At 71.5% G+C, this 15681-nt stretch carries 15 protein-coding genes; 9 read left to right on the forward strand and 6 right to left on the reverse strand.

Annotated features, from left to right (window positions below; translation table 11 throughout):
• The first annotated feature begins 21 nt into the window (after positions 1 to 21).
• On the forward strand, positions 22 to 1485 hold the full coding sequence (locus ACFYWJ_RS15035) for an MFS transporter (RefSeq protein ID WP_355280689.1): 1464 nt from the start codon (positions 22 to 24) through the stop codon (positions 1483 to 1485).
• 27 nt (positions 1486 to 1512) lie between these two features.
• Here the strand turns inward: ACFYWJ_RS15035 and ACFYWJ_RS15040 are convergent, their stop codons facing one another.
• From ACFYWJ_RS15040 to ACFYWJ_RS15050, 3 genes are all read right to left on the reverse strand, one after another.
• Positions 1513 to 1911 carry a PPOX class F420-dependent oxidoreductase gene (locus ACFYWJ_RS15040; protein ID WP_355280640.1) on the reverse strand — a complete coding sequence of 133 codons (399 nt, stop codon included), beginning with the start codon at positions 1909 to 1911 and terminating at the stop codon, positions 1513 to 1515.
• 73 nt (positions 1912 to 1984) lie between these two features.
• Positions 1985 to 3331, reverse strand: a complete 1347-nt coding sequence (locus ACFYWJ_RS15045) for an aspartate aminotransferase family protein (protein ID WP_355280641.1) — start codon at positions 3329 to 3331, stop codon at positions 1985 to 1987.
• A gap of 19 nt (positions 3332 to 3350) precedes the next feature.
• Positions 3351 to 4841 (reverse strand): CoA-acylating methylmalonate-semialdehyde dehydrogenase, encoded by a 1491-nt coding sequence (locus tag ACFYWJ_RS15050; protein WP_355280643.1) that lies wholly within the window; start codon positions 4839 to 4841, stop codon positions 3351 to 3353.
• A gap of 110 nt (positions 4842 to 4951) precedes the next feature.
• Here ACFYWJ_RS15050 and ACFYWJ_RS15055 point away from each other — a divergent pair, with 110 nt between their 5' ends.
• On the forward strand, positions 4952 to 6595 hold the full coding sequence (locus ACFYWJ_RS15055) for a PucR family transcriptional regulator (protein WP_355280644.1): 1644 nt from the start codon (positions 4952 to 4954) through the stop codon (positions 6593 to 6595).
• Between the two features lie 68 nt (positions 6596 to 6663).
• A complete protein-coding gene (locus ACFYWJ_RS15060; RefSeq protein ID WP_355280645.1) occupies positions 6664 to 7287 on the forward strand; it encodes a metal-dependent phosphohydrolase in 624 nt (207 codons plus the stop codon).
• A gap of 6 nt (positions 7288 to 7293) precedes the next feature.
• On the opposite strand, the gene ACFYWJ_RS15065 is transcribed toward ACFYWJ_RS15060, so the two are convergent.
• Positions 7294 to 8166, reverse strand: a complete 873-nt coding sequence (locus tag ACFYWJ_RS15065; protein ID WP_355280647.1) for an SGNH/GDSL hydrolase family protein — start codon at positions 8164 to 8166, stop codon at positions 7294 to 7296.
• Between the two features lie 88 nt (positions 8167 to 8254).
• Positions 8255 to 8947 (reverse strand): type 1 glutamine amidotransferase domain-containing protein, encoded by a 693-nt coding sequence (locus tag ACFYWJ_RS15070; protein WP_355280649.1) that lies wholly within the window; start codon positions 8945 to 8947, stop codon positions 8255 to 8257.
• A 110-nt stretch (positions 8948 to 9057) separates the two neighbouring features.
• Here ACFYWJ_RS15070 and ACFYWJ_RS15075 point away from each other — a divergent pair, with 110 nt between their 5' ends.
• The 4 genes from ACFYWJ_RS15075 to ACFYWJ_RS15090 all read left to right on the forward strand — a co-directional run bounded on the left by ACFYWJ_RS15075 (position 9058) and on the right by ACFYWJ_RS15090 (position 11512).
• Complete coding sequence (locus ACFYWJ_RS15075; RefSeq protein ID WP_355280650.1) at positions 9058 to 9993, forward strand: LysR family transcriptional regulator; 936 nt, start codon at positions 9058 to 9060, stop codon at positions 9991 to 9993.
• A gap of 75 nt (positions 9994 to 10068) precedes the next feature.
• Positions 10069 to 10749, forward strand: a complete 681-nt coding sequence (locus ACFYWJ_RS15080; RefSeq protein WP_355280651.1) for an NAD(P)-binding domain-containing protein — start codon at positions 10069 to 10071, stop codon at positions 10747 to 10749.
• 89 nt (positions 10750 to 10838) lie between these two features.
• Entirely contained in the window at positions 10839 to 11120 is a 282-nt protein-coding gene (locus ACFYWJ_RS15085) for a metalloregulator ArsR/SmtB family transcription factor (protein ID WP_355280652.1), read from the forward strand.
• Entirely contained in the window at positions 11120 to 11512 is a 393-nt protein-coding gene (locus ACFYWJ_RS15090) for a VOC family protein (protein ID WP_355280690.1), read from the forward strand. Before ACFYWJ_RS15085 ends, ACFYWJ_RS15090 begins: the two co-directional genes overlap by 1 nt.
• Here the strand turns inward: ACFYWJ_RS15090 and yaaA are convergent.
• Positions 11502 to 12248, reverse strand: a complete 747-nt coding sequence (gene yaaA / locus ACFYWJ_RS15095; RefSeq protein WP_355280654.1) for a peroxide stress protein YaaA — start codon at positions 12246 to 12248, stop codon at positions 11502 to 11504. The genes ACFYWJ_RS15090 and yaaA overlap by 11 nt on opposite strands.
• Before the next feature lie 105 nt (positions 12249 to 12353).
• Between yaaA and ACFYWJ_RS15100 the strand changes: the two genes are divergently transcribed.
• Positions 12354 to 14102 (forward strand): proline--tRNA ligase, encoded by a 1749-nt coding sequence (locus tag ACFYWJ_RS15100; RefSeq protein ID WP_355280656.1) that lies wholly within the window; start codon positions 12354 to 12356, stop codon positions 14100 to 14102.
• Between the two features lie 123 nt (positions 14103 to 14225).
• The gene (locus ACFYWJ_RS15105) at positions 14226 to 15668 is read left to right on the forward strand and encodes a DUF6882 domain-containing protein (RefSeq protein WP_355280658.1); all 1443 of its coding nucleotides are present in this window, start codon (positions 14226 to 14228) and stop codon (positions 15666 to 15668) included.
• Positions 15669 to 15681 lie beyond the last annotated feature (13 nt).

Below are 15681 nucleotides of genomic sequence, written 5' to 3' on the forward strand. Positions count from 1 at the left end.
CTCGATAAACCCCCTGCGACGATGCAGCCCCCGGTGAAACAGTCGGCCTTCGGGCTGGCCATCCTCGTGCTCAGTGGCCTGCAGTTCATGGTCGTGCTCGACGGAACCGTCGTGATCTTCGCGCTGCCGCGGCTGCAGGAGGAGATGGGCCTGTCCAGCTCCGGTGGCGCGTGGACGGTCACCGCCTACGGTCTGACCTTCGCCGGACTCATGCTGCTCGGCGGCCGCCTCGGTGACGTGTTCGGGCGCAAACGCATGCTCATCACCGGTGTCGGGCTGTTCACGGTGGCGTCGCTGGCGTGCGGGCTGGCTCAGGGCGAGGTGACCCTGCTGGTCGCGCGAGCGTTCCAGGGCGCGGGCGCCGCGATCGCGGCGCCGACCGCGTTCGCACTGGTGGCCACGACGTTCGCGCCGGGCAAGGCGCGCAATCAGGCCGTGGCGGTGGTGGGCTCGATGGCCGGCATCGGCTCGGTCAGCGGCCTGGTCGTCGGTGGTCTGCTCACCGAGCTGTCCTGGCGGTGGATCTTCCTGATCAACGTGCCGATCGGCGCGTTGATCGTCGCCGGGGCGGTGTACGCCCTCGCCGACACCGTGCACCATCGCGCGCCGCTGGACGTCAAGGGCGCGGTGCTCGGGACGCTGGCGTGCGCGCTGATCGTCTTCGGCGCCACCGAGGGACCCGCGTGGGGCTGGGGCAGTCCGGTCATCCTGGGCGCGCTGATCATCGGTTTCGCGCTGCTGATCACCTTCGTCGTCGTGGAACGCAACGAATCCGATCCGCTGCTGCCGTGGTCGCTGTTCGACAGCCGCGACCGCAACTCCACCTTCCTGCTCATCTTCCTGGCCGGCGCGGTGCTCGGCGCCATGACGTTCTTCGTCGCCCAGATGCTGCAGAACTCGCTCGGCTACAGCCCGCTGAAGGCCGGTATCGCCTGCATCCCGTTCACCGTCGGCATCGGGATCGGTGGCGCGCTGGCGTCGAAGGCGGCGCTGATCGTGCCACCCCGCTGGTTGCTGAGCGCGGCCGCGCTGGTGCTGGCGGCCGGGCTGCTCTTCGGCTCGACCCTGGATCGCCACATCAGCTACCTCACCACGCTGCTTCCGCTGCTGGTGGTCATCGGGTTCGGCGTGGGTGTCGCGATGGTGTTGGCGCCGCTGTGCGTGCTCGTCGGGGTGCCGCCCGCCGATATCGGCCCGCTGTCGGCCGTCGGGCAGATGTTCATGAACCTGGCGACACCGATCGCGATCGGGCTGCTCAGCCCGATCGCCGCCTCGCGCACGCTGTCGCTGGGCGGCAGCACCACCGAGAAGGTCTCCGATCTCGACGGACCCCAGCTCGACGCGCTCACCAGCGGCTACACCCTGGTCCTGCTGGTCTGCTCCGGACTGGCCGTGCTGGCCGCCATCGTCGCGGTGACTCTGCGGTTCACCCCAGGCCAGCTGGCCGAGGCGCAGCACGCCCAGGAGGAGGCTCAGAACGCCTGAGCCCGCCCCTGCTGCGCGATCGGCGACTCAGAGCCGCCCGGCGACCCGGCGCGGAGTGATCCGCACGATCACCCGCTCGCCGTCGTGCACCGAGGCGGGGTTGAACTCGCGGTAGGGCAGGCCGGTGTACTTGAGCGACATCTCCTCGGGCAGCGCGCGCTCCGGATCGGGGACGGTGGTGGCCGTGCCCCGGATCTCGGCGTAGAGGAACGGCCGCTCCGGCGGGTTCACCATCACCGTGATCCGCGGGTCGCGCGCCAGGTTCTTGGCCTGCTGCCGCTCGACGGTGGTGGAGAACAGCAGGTCGTCGCCCTCGCGTTTGATCCAGACGACGGTCAGATGCGGATGCCCGTTCGCACCGACCGTGGCGACGGTCGCGTAGACCTTCTCCTCGTCCAGATACGACTTCAGTTCGTCGGAAAGCACTGCGGTATCAGTCACACTCGCGGACAACGCGTCGCGCCGCGGGCGCATTCCGCCCGCGGCGAAACCGCCGGTGTCACGGCGCGTCGACGGTGTGCGCGTCGGCGACGGTGAGCGCCTGATCGAGGATCGCCAGCCCCTCCTTGACCTCGGCCTCGGTGATCACGCACGGCGGCACCACGTGCAGCCGGTTGAAGTTCACGAACGTCAGCAGCCCGCCGCGCCGGCAGGCGGCGACGAGCTCGGTCATCGCGGGACTGGTGCCGCCGTACGGGGCCAGCGGTTCCCTGGTCGCGCGGTCGCGCACCAGCTCGAGCGCCCAGAACACGCCCAGCCCGCGCACCTCGCCGATGCTCGGATGCCGCTGCGCGAGTTCGCGCAGCCCGGGCCCGATGACCCGGGCACCGACCTCGGCCGCGTTCTCCACGATCCGCTCCTCGCGCATCGCGGTGATCGTGGCGACCGCCGCCGCGGTGGCCAGCGGATGACCCGAATAGGTGAGCCCGCCCGGGTACGGCCGGTCCGCGAACGTGGCCGCGATGGCCGCGCTGATCGCCACACCGCCCAGCGGTACGTAGCCGGAGTTCACCCCCTTGGCGAAGGTGATCAGGTCCGGGACGACGCCGAAATTGTCGATGGCGAACCATTTCCCGGTGCGGCCGAAACCCGCCATCACCTCGTCGGCGATGAACACGATGCCGTGCCGGTCGCACAGTTCCCGGACGCCGCGCATGTACTCGGTGCTCGGCACCATGATGCCCGCCGTGCCCGGCACCGATTCCAGCACGACGGCCGCGATCGTGGCCGGACCCTCCATCTCGATGGTGCGTTCCAGGTGCTCGAGGGCGCGCTGGGTCTCCTGCGCCTCGTCGCTCGCGTGGAATTCCGAGCGATAGAGGAACGGGCCGAAGAAGTGCACCACCCCGCTGGTGCCGTGATCATTGGGCCAGCGCCGCGGGTCGCCGGTGACATTGACCGCGGTCTCCGTGCCGCCGTGGTACGAGCGGTACCGCGCGAGCACCTTGGGCCGCCCGGTGTGCAGGCGCGCCATCCGGATCGCGTGTTCGACGGCGTCGGCGCCGCCGTTGGTGAAGAAGATCTTGTCCAGGTCACCCGGGGTGAGCTCACTGATCAGCCGGGCCGCCTCGGACCGGGCGGCATTGGCGAACGCCGGTCCGACCGTGCACAATTCGGCCGCCTGCGCGGCGATCGCGGCGACCACCTTCGGATGCTGGTGCCCGATATTGGTGTTCACCATCATCGAGGAGAAGTCCAGCAGCCGGTTGCCCTCGCCGTCCCACACGTAGCAGCCCTCGGCCGCGGTGAGCACGATCGGAGACACCTGGGCCTGCGCCGACCAGGAATGGAAGACGTGGCGGCGATCGAGTTCGTAGGCGCGGGCGGCCTCGTCGGAAAGCGTCATCGGCACTGCTCCTGTCCGGTCACTTGTTCTGGGGGAAGCCGAGTTCCAGCCCGCCGTGGCTGGGATCGAGCCAGCGGGTGGTGATCGCCTTGGTGCGGGTGAAGAAGTGCACGCCGTCGGTGCCGTGTGCGTGGGAATCGCCGAACAGCGAGTTCTTCCAGCCACCGAAACTGTAGTAGGCCATGGGAACCGGGATCGGCACATTGACGCCGACCATGCCCACCTCCACCTCGTGGTGGAACCGGCGGGCCGCGCCGCCGTCGTTGGTGAACACGGCGGTGCCGTTGCCGTAGCGGTTGGCGTTGATCAGCGCCACCGCCTCCTCGTAGGTGCCGACCCGCACGACCGAGAGCACCGGCCCGAAGATCTCGTCGGTGTAGACGCTCATCGACGGCGTGACCCCGTCGAGAATCGTCGGCCCGAGCCAGAATCCGTCCGGCGCGCCCTCGACGATCAGCGGACGGCCGTCGAGCACCACCCGGGCGCCCGCGCTCTCACCCGCGTCGATGTAGTCGGCGACGCGATCGCGGTGGGCCCGGGTGATCAGCGGACCCATGTCGGCGCCGGAGGTGCCGTCGCCGGTGACGATGGTCGCCGCGCGCTCGGCGATCCGGGTGACCAGCTCGTCGGCGACCCCGCCGACCGCGACGACCACGCTGATGGCCATGCACCGCTCGCCCGCCGACCCGAATCCGGCGTTGACGGCGGCGTCGGCGGCCAGGTCCAGATCGGCGTCGGGCAGGACCACCATGTGGTTCTTCGCCCCGCCCAGCGCCTGCACCCGCTTGCCGGCCGCGGTGCCGCGCTGGAAGACGTACTTGGCGATCGGGGTGGAGCCGACGAACGAGACCGCCTTGATGCCCGGATTGTCCAGCAGCTCGTCGACGGCCACCTTGTCGCCCTGCACGACGTTGAACACGCCGTCGGGCAGGCCCGCCTCCTGCCACAGCCGCGCCAGCCACAGCGCCGCCGACGGGTCCTTCTCGCTCGGCTTGAGCACCACGGTGTTGCCCGAGCCGATGGCCAGCGGGAAGAACCACATCGGCACCATGGCCGGGAAGTTGAACGGTGAGATGATCGCGACCGGGCCCAGCGGCTGGCGCACGGAGTGGATGTCGACCTCGGTCGAGGCGTTCTCGGTGAACGAGCCCTTGAGCAGATGCGGGATGCCGCAGGCGAATTCGACGACCTCCAGCCCGCGGGTGACCTCACCGAGCGCGTCGGCGGCCACCTTGCCGTGCTCGGCGGTGATGATCGCGGCCAGCTCCTCCTTGCGCTCGGCCAGCAGCTCGCGGAACCGGAACAGCACCTGGGTGCGGCGGGTCAGCGAGGTGTCGCGCCAGGTCGCGAACGCCACCGTCGCGGCGTCGATCGCCGCGCGGGTGTCGGCCACGTTCGCCAGGGCCAGTTCGCCGGTGACCGCGCCGGTGGCGGGATTGGTGACCGGGGCCGTCGCCTCGCTGGTGCCGGTGACGGACTTGCCGTCGATCCAGTGGCCGATGGACTGCATGCCAGACCTCGTTTCGCCGGGAAGGGTGGTGCTTCCACCCTGGTCCACGATCACCGCGGCGCCGGCCGACGATCTGTACGGAGTCGCCGCTTTCGTATTACGATTCGTCGGTGCTGTTGACGGTGGCCGATGTGCTCGCCACACCGGTGGTCCAAGCGGGTCACCCCGAGGTGATCTGCGGGGCCGACCTGGACCGGCCGGTGCGCTGGGTGCACGTCAGCGACTTGGCCGACGTCGCCCAGGTGCTGGTCGGCGCGGAGCTGATCCTGACCACCGGGCAGGCGCTGGCCGCGCCGGAGCCCGCCCGGGTCGCCTATCTGCGCTCGCTGGCCGCCGCCGGGGTCGCGGGCCTGGTGGTCGAGCTCGGCAGCTACGTGAGCGAACTGGGGCCGGTCGTCGCGGCCACTGCCGCCGAACTCGGGCTGCCGGTGATCGTGCTGCACCGGGTGACCCGGTTCGTCGAGATCACCGAGGCGGTCCATCGCGCGATCGTCGCCGACCAGTACGCCGAGCTCGAGTTCGCCAGGACGGTGCACGAGACCTTCACCGACCTGAGTGTGCGCCGGGCCGCGCTCGCCGAGATCGTGCGCACCGCGGCCACCATGCTCGACGCGTCGGTCGTGCTGGAGGATCTGGCGCACCGGGTGCTGGCCGCGACCGCCCGGCACACCACCTCCTCGGCGCTGCTGGAGAATTGGGAGGCCACCTCGCGCCTGCTGCCCGACGACGCGTGCCTGGTCGACGTCGGCCCGCAGATGCAGCGCTGGGGCAGGCTGATCCTGCGCGCGGACCACGGCCCGACACCCCGCGCGCGGATGGTGCTCGAGCGCGCGGCCCAGACCCTGACCCTGCACCGGATGATCGACAAGGACCGCTTCGGGCTGCACCGCCGGGCCCAGACCGGCCTGATCGCCGACCTCGTCGAGGGCCGGATCGGCGACGAACGCGACGCGCAGGCGCGGGCGGCCGCGCTCGGGCTGCACCGGCACGCCCGCTACGTTCCGCTGGCCATCGATGTCGACGCCGTCGCCGACCCGGACCCGGTGGCCGCGCAACGGCGCAGCGCGGCGGTGGTCGAGGCGGTGACCCACGGGCTCGGCCTCGCCGACGCCTCGGCGCTGAGCGCGGCCGAGCACCGGCCTGCGCCGCGTGGCACGGGCGGACGCGCGGCGCAGGTCGACGGGGAACGGGTCGCGATGATTCTCGCGGTCGCCCGGGGCGCCGTCGTCGAGGACCGGCTCGCGGCGGTGTGCGCGGCCGTGCTCACCGAAGTGCGCCGGGTCGAGGGGGTTCGGCGCGCGGTGATCGGCGTCGGCGCCGACTCCGATTCCCTGCTCGACACGGCGAGCGGACTCGCCGACGCGAGGGAGGTCGCGGCCGTCGCGGCATCGATGCGCGCCGCGCCCCACCGAATCTTCTTCCGCAGCGCCGATATCCGGCTGCGCGGGCTGCTCTCGCTGATCCGCGACGATCCCCGGGTGCAGGGTTTCGCCGAGACCGAACTGAGTGCCCTGCTGCGCCACGACCTCCGGCACGGTACCGATCTCACCGCCACCCTGCGCCGCTTCCTCGACCTGGCGGGCAACAAGACCGAGCTCGCCAAGGCGCTGGTCATCAGCAGGCCGACGCTCTACGACCGCCTCGCCCGGATCGAGCGCATTCTCGACGTCGACCTCGACGACGGCGAGTCCCGCACCTCGCTGCACACCGCGCTGCTGGTGCGCGAACTCACCGGTGGCGACGACCCGCGATAGGCCGATCGTGGTGATCCCACCGGAAATCGGGGTTGTCGGCGAGCGGGTGTCCGCCGACACTGGAGCCCATGACGTTGTCGTCGCTGGACCTTCTCGACCGCTGGACCGCCCTGGCCGGACCGGACGCCGTTTCCCTCGGAGCCGGGATCATCGCCCGCTACAGCGAACCCCATCGCCACTATCACACCGCCGAACACCTGCGCGCGATGCTCGGCGCGATCGACGAATGGGCCGACAGCGCAGCCGATATCGACGCGGTGCGCTACGCCGCCTTCTTCCACGACGCGATCTACGCGGTCGACCGCGCCGACAACGAGGAACGCAGCGCCGACCTGGCGCGCGACGTCCTCGAATCCCTGGGCGCCCGAAAACCCTTGGTGGACGAGGTGGCTCGGCTGGTGCTGCTCACCCGTGGTCACGATTCCGAGGCGGGCGACGCCAACGGCGCCGTGCTGTGCGACGCCGACCTGGTCGTGCTCGGCGGCGATCCGGTGAGCTACGCCGCCTACGCGACCGCGGTGCGCACCGAGTACGCGCACGTCCCCGACGACCTGTTCCGGGCCGGTCGCGCCGCGGTGCTGCGCGCGATCGCGAATCAGCCTGTGCTGTACCGGACTCCGGCGGCCCGCGCCCGCTACGAGGAGCGCGCGCGGGAGAACCTGGCCGCGGAACTGGACCGGCTCACCGACTGAGGCCGCTCAGCGCCCCAGCACGCCGCTGGATTCGATGGCGGCGGTGAGCAGTTCGGCGACGCCGCGCTGTCCCGTCAGGGTGGGGTGGTAGGGGAGCAGGGTCTGGTCGGCCACCAGCGGATCGAACCAGCGCACGGCCGGGTCGGCGCACATCCCGAGCGCGGGCGAGGCCGCCACGGTGTCGACATAGATCGCTCCGTGCGCGGCGGCCGCACGGGCGACGACGGTATTGAGCCGCGCGAACTTCGACTGGATGTAGGCGGCGTCGGCCGGGAGCAGGCCGAGCATCGCCGGGCAGCTGGTGTCGGCCAGGTAGGTGGGCCAGCCGTCGACGAAGATCGTGGCGGCCGGTGCGCGGCGGGCGATCTCGGCCAGGGCGGCGGTGTAGGCCGGGGCGATCGCGTCGATGCCCGCGTCCCACGCGGGATCGGCCGCCGCGGCGCAACCGCCGGTCGCCGCGCCCGCGTGGCAGTCGCCGAGGATGTACTTCGTCATCTCGGCGTCGTTGGCGCCGATGTGCAGGGTGACGATCTTCGTCGCGGGTCCGAGCGCGTCGAGTTGCGGTGCGACACCCGGTGTTTGGGAGGTGTAGAGGTCGGGAATCTTCGCCGAGCTGCACGTGCGGTCGTCCAGGGCGAGGCCGAGGCGCTCGGCGACCAGCTTGGGCGCGTTGGTCGTGGAGCGCACGCAGCGCAGGGGCGCGCCGAGGTCGAGGTTCGCGGCGCCGGTGGTCGCCGCCCCGGAGTCACCGAGCGCTACATAGGTGGCGCCACCCGGCGACGACGGTTCGGCCTGGGCCGGGGCGAGCGGCAGCGCGGCGAGCGAGACGACCGCGGCGAGCACGCGCAGACTGTTATTCAGCGAACGGCGGGGATCCACAGCGCGAAGAGTAGGTGGCTGTGGGCCACGCCACAAGCACGCGGCGCCGCGACACCCGGCGGACCGGTGTGGTCCGCCGGGTCGCGGGTCAGAGCGCGTCGAGCATCCGAGCCGCCAGCGGCGCCGACGACGCCGGGTTCTGGCCGGTGTAGAGGGTGCGGTCGACCTCGATGTGCGGTGCCCACGGCTCGCCCTCGCGGTAGTCCACCCCCAGCGCGACGAGCCGGTCCGCGAGCAGCCACTTCGCCTTCTCGGCGAAGCCGGCCTGGGTCTCCTCGGCATTGCTGAACGCGGCGACGCGGTACCCGGCGAACGGGGACTTCCCGTCGGCGTCGGCGGTCGCGAGCAGGGCGGCGGGCGCGTGGCAGACCACCCCGAGCGGCTTGCCCGAGGCCAGCGCGTCGACCAGGAGCGCACCGGAGACGGGATCGACCGCGAGATCCTCCATCGGGCCGTGGCCGCCGGGGTAGAACACCGCGTCGTAGTCGGCGAGCCGCACCTCGGCGAGCGGGATCGGCTGCCGCAGGACCTCGGCCCCGGCCAGGACCTCGGCGATCTCCGCCGCGCGCTCGGCGCCGCCGTTCGCCTCGGCCGCCAGGCTGCCCTGGTCGACCGGCGGGAGCACCCCGCCCGGCGTCGCGACGGTGACGGTGTGGCCCGCGCCGGTGAACGCCGCGTACGGCGCGACGAACTCCTCGGCCCAGAACCCCGTGGGGTGCTTCGTGCCGTCCGCCAGGGTCCAGTGATCGGCGCCGGTGAGGACGAACAGGATGTGTGCCATCGGATTCCTTCTCCATTCAACGGGTTTCGTGGCGATCGGCCGGCAGCGTCGTCGGGTCGCGCTCTCGACGCTAGGGACTCGGGCATTGTCTGACCAATAGGATGGTCTATATGAGACATAGGCCAGCCGATGGCTCGATGGATCTGGTGCAGCTGCGGACCTTCCTGGCGGTCTATCGGACCGGATCGCTCACCGCGGGCGCCGCGCAGGCGGGACTGTCCCAGCCCACGGTGACCACGCAGGTCCAGGCGCTGGAACGGTACCTGGGCACGCCGCTGTTCGAGCGCCTGCCGCGCGGGGTGGCGCCGACCGCCGCCGCGCACGAGCTGGCGGCGCGGGTGAGCGCCCCGCTGGACGCGCTCGCGTCGGTGGTCGGCGGCCCGGTCGCCGATCGACCAGCGCCGCCCGAACCGCCGGTGCTGCTCGGCGGGCCCGCCGAGATGCTGGCCGCGCAGGTGCTGCCCGCGCTCGCGCCGCTGCTCGCCGACGGGGTGCGGCTCACCGTCCGAGCCGGCCACACCGATGATCTGCTGGCGGAATTACGTTCGGGGACACTCGATCTGGTGTTCTCCACGGTTCGGCCGCGCGGCCGAACCGTGCTCGCCGAACCGCTCGTCGACGAGGAGTTCCTGCTCGTCGCGGCGCCCGCGGTGGCCGCCCGCGTCGACACCGATCGCCTGCGCCACGCCGATCCGGGCGCGCTCGACGGGCTCCCGCTGCTCAGCTACGCCGCGGATCTGCCGATCCTGCGCCGCTACTGGCGGCACGTGTTCGAGACCCGGCTGGAGGCGACCCCGGCCCTGATCGTCCCCGATCTGCGCGCGGTGCTGGCCGCGGTGCGCGCCGGCGCGGGGATCAGTGTGCTGCCGCGCTACCTGTGCGCGGGCGAGCTCGCCGACGGCAGCCTGGTGACCCTGCTCGATCCGGCGGATCCGCCGATCAACACCGGCTTCCTGGCCCGCCGGGTCGGTGGGCCGCCCCGGCCGCACGTCGACCTGGTCCGGGCCCGGCTGCTCGCGGCCGCGGTCGCCTGGCGCGCCGAGTGAGCCGATCCGGTCGGCCGGATCGAGTCGTGCGCACGGGCGGGAACAGGCGCACCGGTTCGGTGGTTGACCGAGCACATGACGACACTCGGATTGATCGGCAGCGGCAATATCGGATCGACAGTGGCGCGGCTGGCGGTGGCCGCCGGAATCGACGTGGTGCTCAGCAACTCTCGCGGGCCCGAGACGCTGGCCGGCCTCGTCGCGGAGCTCGGGCCCCGGGCCAGGGCGGCGACGCCGGCGGAGGCGGCGGCCGCAGGCGACCTCGTGGTGGTGACTGTGCCGTTGAAGGCGTATCAGGAGGTACCGGTCGCGCCGCTGGCGGGCAAGGTCGTACTCGACACCAACAACTACTACCCCGAGCGGGACGGCGCCATCGCCGAACTCGACGCCGACACCGTCACCACCAGTGAGCTGTTGCAGCGGCACCTGCCCGACGCGCAGGTGGTCAAGGCGTTCAACAACATCTACTTCGAGCACCTGGCCACCCTCGCCCGGCCCGCGGGCGCCGCCGACCGGTCCGCGCTGCCGGTCTTCGGCGACGACCCGGCCGCGAAGATCGCCGCGGCCCACCTGATCGACGCGCTCGGCTACGACGTCGTCGACGGCGGCACGCTCGCCGAGAGCCGTCGCTCCCAGCGCGACACGCCGGTCTACGTCCGGCCCTACGCCGTCCCGGGCGATTCCTGGCCGCCCGCGGCCGCGACCACCGGCGACATCGCGACGATCCGCACCGCGCTGGCCGCCGCCGAGGTCTGAGGCGGGAGCCTCCCACCTGCATCGATGCTTGACATGCAAGCGTGGGCTTGCCTATCGTTCGAGGGGAGACGACGGGAGGTGCGCGCGCCGTGACCGATATCTTCACCGCCTTGGCGGACTCGACGCGGCGCGCGCTGCTCGACGAACTGGCCGAGCGGGACGGGCAGACGCTGTTCGAATTGTGCGCCAAGCTCGCCACCCGGCACGGGATCAGTTCGTCGCGGCAGGCGATCACCCAGCACCTGGGCATGCTCGAGGCCGCGGGGTTGGTGACCACCCGTCGACAAGGCCGCTACAAGTTCCATCACGCCGATTTCACGCCGCTGCGCGCGATCTCGGAGCGATGGCCGATCCCCCAGGAGGACCCATGATCCGCATCGGTGTGACCAGCATCTTCGTCGACGACCAGGACAAGGCCGAGAAGTTCTACACCGACGTGCTCGGCTTCCAGGTCAAGGACCGGGTGCCGGTCGGCGAGTACGACTGGCTGACCGTGGTCTCACCCGCCGACATCGATGGCATCCAGTTGCTGCTCGAACCCGACCAGAACCCGATCGCCCAGAACTACAAGTCCGCGCTCACCGCCGACGGCATCCCCTGCATGATCTTCACCGTCGACGACCTCGACGGTGAATACCGCCGCCTGCTCGACCGCGGTGTCCTGTTCACCCAGCCGCCGCAGCCGATGGGCGCGGTCACCACCGCCGTCTTCGACGACACCTGCGGCAACCTCATCCAGCTGATGCAGCCCACTACTGCGTGATGATGAGAAGTTCGGTGGGGGAGGCGATCTCGGCCCGCAGACCGGCCTTGGTCGCCACCCGCGCCACCGCGCGGATGTCGGTCGGCTCCGCGCGGGTGAGCACCAGCGCGCGGGCCAGCAGGCCCTTGTGATGCTTGTTGAAGTGGCTGACCACCGTGCGTGAGCCGTCGGGGTGCTCGGTGAGCACGTTGGCGGTGATCGCGTCGGGAACTCGGCCAAGCTGCTGGTAGCTGCCCGACCGGAGATCGATGACGAGTTCGCCGCCAGCCTCGGCGTAGAGAGCGTCGGACAGCACGTCGCGCCACACCGCCGACAGCGTCGGCAGGCCGGGCAGCTTGCTGCCGCCGGAGAGGCGGTAGGCCGGGATCGGGTCGGCCGCGCGGACCGCGCCGAACAGCGCGGAGCCGATGCCGAGGCGCGCGTACGCCTTCGCGCGCTGCGCCTTGGTGAACGACTTCGTGTCCAGCGCGTCGTAGAGCACCCCGGTGTAGCGCTCCAGCGCGGGGCGGGTCGCCGAGGTGCGCAGGCTCGCGTTGCGGGCGATCTCGGCGTCGGCGGCCTTGCCGAGCCCGAGCACCGCGGTGGCGGCGGCCGGGTCGGCGGCGAGCTGCACCACCTCGGTGATCAGCTTGTCGCGCACCGCCGTGAGCTGCGGCATCGCCAGATCGGCCAGGTCGAGGGGCGCGCCCGACCCACCGTCGGACTTGGTTTCGGAGGGAGGCAGCAGCACCAGCACGATCGCCTACGGTACCGGCGTCGCGCCGCGGTCCGGCCGCTGGTGGCCGATGGAACCGATATCGGCTTGCACGTGGCCCCGGACCAGGGACTACCCTGTGCATCCGTGATCACCCGCCTCTCCCGCCTGTTCCTGCGCACCCTGCGAGACGATCCCGCCGACGCCGAGGTGCCCAGCCACAAACTGCTCGTCCGCGCCGGCTACGTCCGCCGGATCGCCCCCGGCGTGTACTCGTGGCTGCCGCTGGGCCTGCGCACGCTGCGCCGCATCGAGGACGTGGTGCGCCAGGAGATGGACGCCACCGGCGCCCAGGAGATCTCCCTGCCCGCGCTGCTGCCGCGCGAGCCCTACGAGACCACCAACCGGTGGACCGAATACGGCGACGCCCTGTTCCGCCTGCAGGACCGCAAGGGCGGCGATTACCTGCTCGGCCCCACCCACGAGGAGCTGTTCGCGCTCACCGTGAAGGGTGAGTACAACTCCTACAAGGATCTGCCGGTCACGCTGTACCAGATCCAGGACAAGTACCGCGACGAGGAACGTCCCCGCGCCGGCATCCTGCGCGGCCGCGAGTTCACCATGAAGGACTCGTACTCCTTCGACCTCGACGACGCCGGCCTTGCCACCAGCTACGCCACCCACCGCGCCGCCTACCAGCGCATCTTCGAGCGGCTCGGCGTCGAGTACGTGATCGTGGCCGCCACCTCCGGTGCCATGGGCGGCAGCGCGTCCGAGGAATTCCTCGCCGCCAGCCCCGTGGGCGAGGACACCTACGTGCGCTGTGCCGAGTCCGGCTACGCGGCCAACGTGGAAGCCGTGGTCACGCCCGCGCCCGCGCCGCTGCCGATCGACGGCCTGCCCGCCGCGGTCGAGTACGACACCCCGAACACCCCTACCATCGCCACGCTGGTCGACTGGGCCAACGAGGCGACGGTGCTCGACCGCGCCGTCACCGCCGCCGACACGCTCAAGAACGTCATGGTCAAGCTGCGCCACCCGGACGGCAAGACCGAGATCCTCGGCATCGGCGTCCCCGGTGACCGCGAGATCGACGACAAGCGGCTGGAAGCCTCCGTCGAGCCCGCCGAGGTGGAGCTGCTGACCGAGGCCGACTTCGCCGCCAACCCCTTCCTGGTGAAGGGCTACATCGGCCCGAAGGCATTGCAGGCCAACGGTGTTCGTTACCTCGTCGATCCCCGTGTCGTCGACGGCACCAGCTGGATCACCGGTGCCGACGTGCAGGGCAAGCACGTCGTCGGCCTGGTGGCCGGTCGCGACTTCACCCCCGACGGCACCATCGAGGCCGCCGAGGTCCGCGACGGCGATCCCTCGCCCGACGGCGCCGGTCCGCTGGTGTCGGCCCGTGGCATCGAGATCGGCCACATCTTCCAGCTCGGCCGCAAGTACACCGACGCGTTCGACGTCGACGTGCTGGGCGAGAACGGCAAGCCGGTCCGGCTCACCATGGGCTCCTACGGCATCGGCGTCTCGCGCCTGGTCGCGGTGATCGCCGAGCAGCAGCACGACGACAAGGGCCTGCGCTGGCCCGCCGAGGTCGCGCCGTTCGACGTGCACGTGGTCATCGCGAACAAGGACGCCGCCGCCCGCGAGGGCGCCGAGCAGGTCGTGGCCGGTCTGGACAAGCAGGGCCTCGAGGTCCTCTTCGACGACCGGACCGCCTCGCCCGGCGTGAAGTTCAAGGACGCCGAGCTGCTCGGCATGCCCTGGATCCTGGTGATCGGCCGCGGCTGGGCCGACGGCAAGGTCGAACTGCGCAACCGGTTCACCGGCGAGGCCGAGGAGATCGCGGCCGAGGACGCCGTCGCCGCGGTCACCGCGAAGATCCGCGGCTGAATCCGCTCGACCCGGTCGCGTCCACCGCGGCGCGACCGGGTCGGCGAAAGCCGCTGCGGCACAGGAACCGACCGTTGCCGCTCGCGTACGGGCAGTGGCCCGGGAACTGATAGTTTCGAGCGCGTGGACACGTTCAGCGATTCGCTGTTGCGGCTGGCGCGGGATTATCTCGGCGGGGCGATCGAGCAGTATTCGGTATTTCAGGAGCAGATCAGGCCGGGGCCGACCCGGGTGGATCATCGGGCGGGGTGCGTGTGGATCGGCGACCGGGAGTTCGCCGGGTCCGGCGAGATCGGGACCTACGCCGAGGATCTGACCTTCATGTGGGCGTGGGCCAAGCCCACCCTCGCCGGCCTGCCCGGCGTCGCGGCGTCGACCCGGTTGCGCGAGCTCGGATTACAGCACGGGATCCCCGAATTCGCCGAGGAGATCGTCGATCTCGCCGGTTTCCCCGACCCGATGCTGGCCGCCGATCATCTGTCGATCATCGCGCTGGGCGCGCTCGGTGCCCGCGGGATGACCAAGTTCAATCACGGTGGCCGCGCGTACGCCTACCTGATCGTCGACGACGAGCAGGTGCCGTCCGCGACGCCGGACCCGGGCCGGGTGGCCGACCTGGTGGCCGCCGCCGCCAGGATGCTGCCCGGCACCGGCACGCGGGCGGTCGTGGCCGGCTACGCCCATCGTCACCGCCTGCCCGTGCGCGACACCGCCGACGGGGTGGAGGTGCAGCTGCCCGACGGACCGCGGCTGATCGTCCGCATCGACGCCGGTGACCAGCTCCGCGACGCCGAGGTCGTCGGTGCGGGCCCGCTCGCCCCGGCCGAGGCCGGGCCACGGCACGAGCGGATCCCGCCCTTCTTCCCGGACAGCCTGCTGGTCGCGCTGGCACCGGCCGCCGCGACCACCGTCGGCGGTCATGGTTCGCTGCGCGGCGCGGCCACCGGCGCGCCGCGACCGACCCTGCGCTGGCAGCCGATGTACGGCGATCTCGTCGAGGTCCCCGGCGGCCCGGTGGCCGTCGCCGAGATCGGCCGCTACGACAGCGAGCACCGGATCTGGGCATGGGCGGGGCGGGAGTGGACGGGTGCCGCCGCGCTGCGCGGGCTGGCGCGCGAACACGGGGCCGAGCACCTGGCGGTGGACCGGGTCGACCTCGGCACCGTCGTCCATCCCGACAACGTGGTCACCCTGCTGGTGGCCGGGGCCGCCGACCTGGGCGGATCCGTCGGCTGGGCAGCGGCGCCGGACGGCGCCGGTTGGCGCTACTTCGCGGTCACCGACGAGGCCGTGACCATGACGGGATCGGATCCCGGGGTGGCCGCCCAGCTCATCGAGACGGCCGCGAACCTGCTGCATCCGCTGACCGATCCGGACAGCCGCTACCCCGCCATGCGGGCGATGGCCGCCGGCTACTTCGAGCGCCACCACGTCACCACCCTGACCTTCGGCGAACCGCAGCTGCTGCTCGCGCACTTCGGTCTGTACGAGCTGCGGGTCGAATTCGACACCACCGGCGGGATCATCGGCACCCGCACCGGCCTGATCGGCGAACTGATGAGCTGATCCCGGCGCGGCA

Source organism: Nocardia sp. NPDC003269 (assembly GCF_042888005.1).
Taxonomy (GTDB): Bacteria; Actinomycetota; Actinomycetes; order Mycobacteriales; family Mycobacteriaceae; genus Nocardia.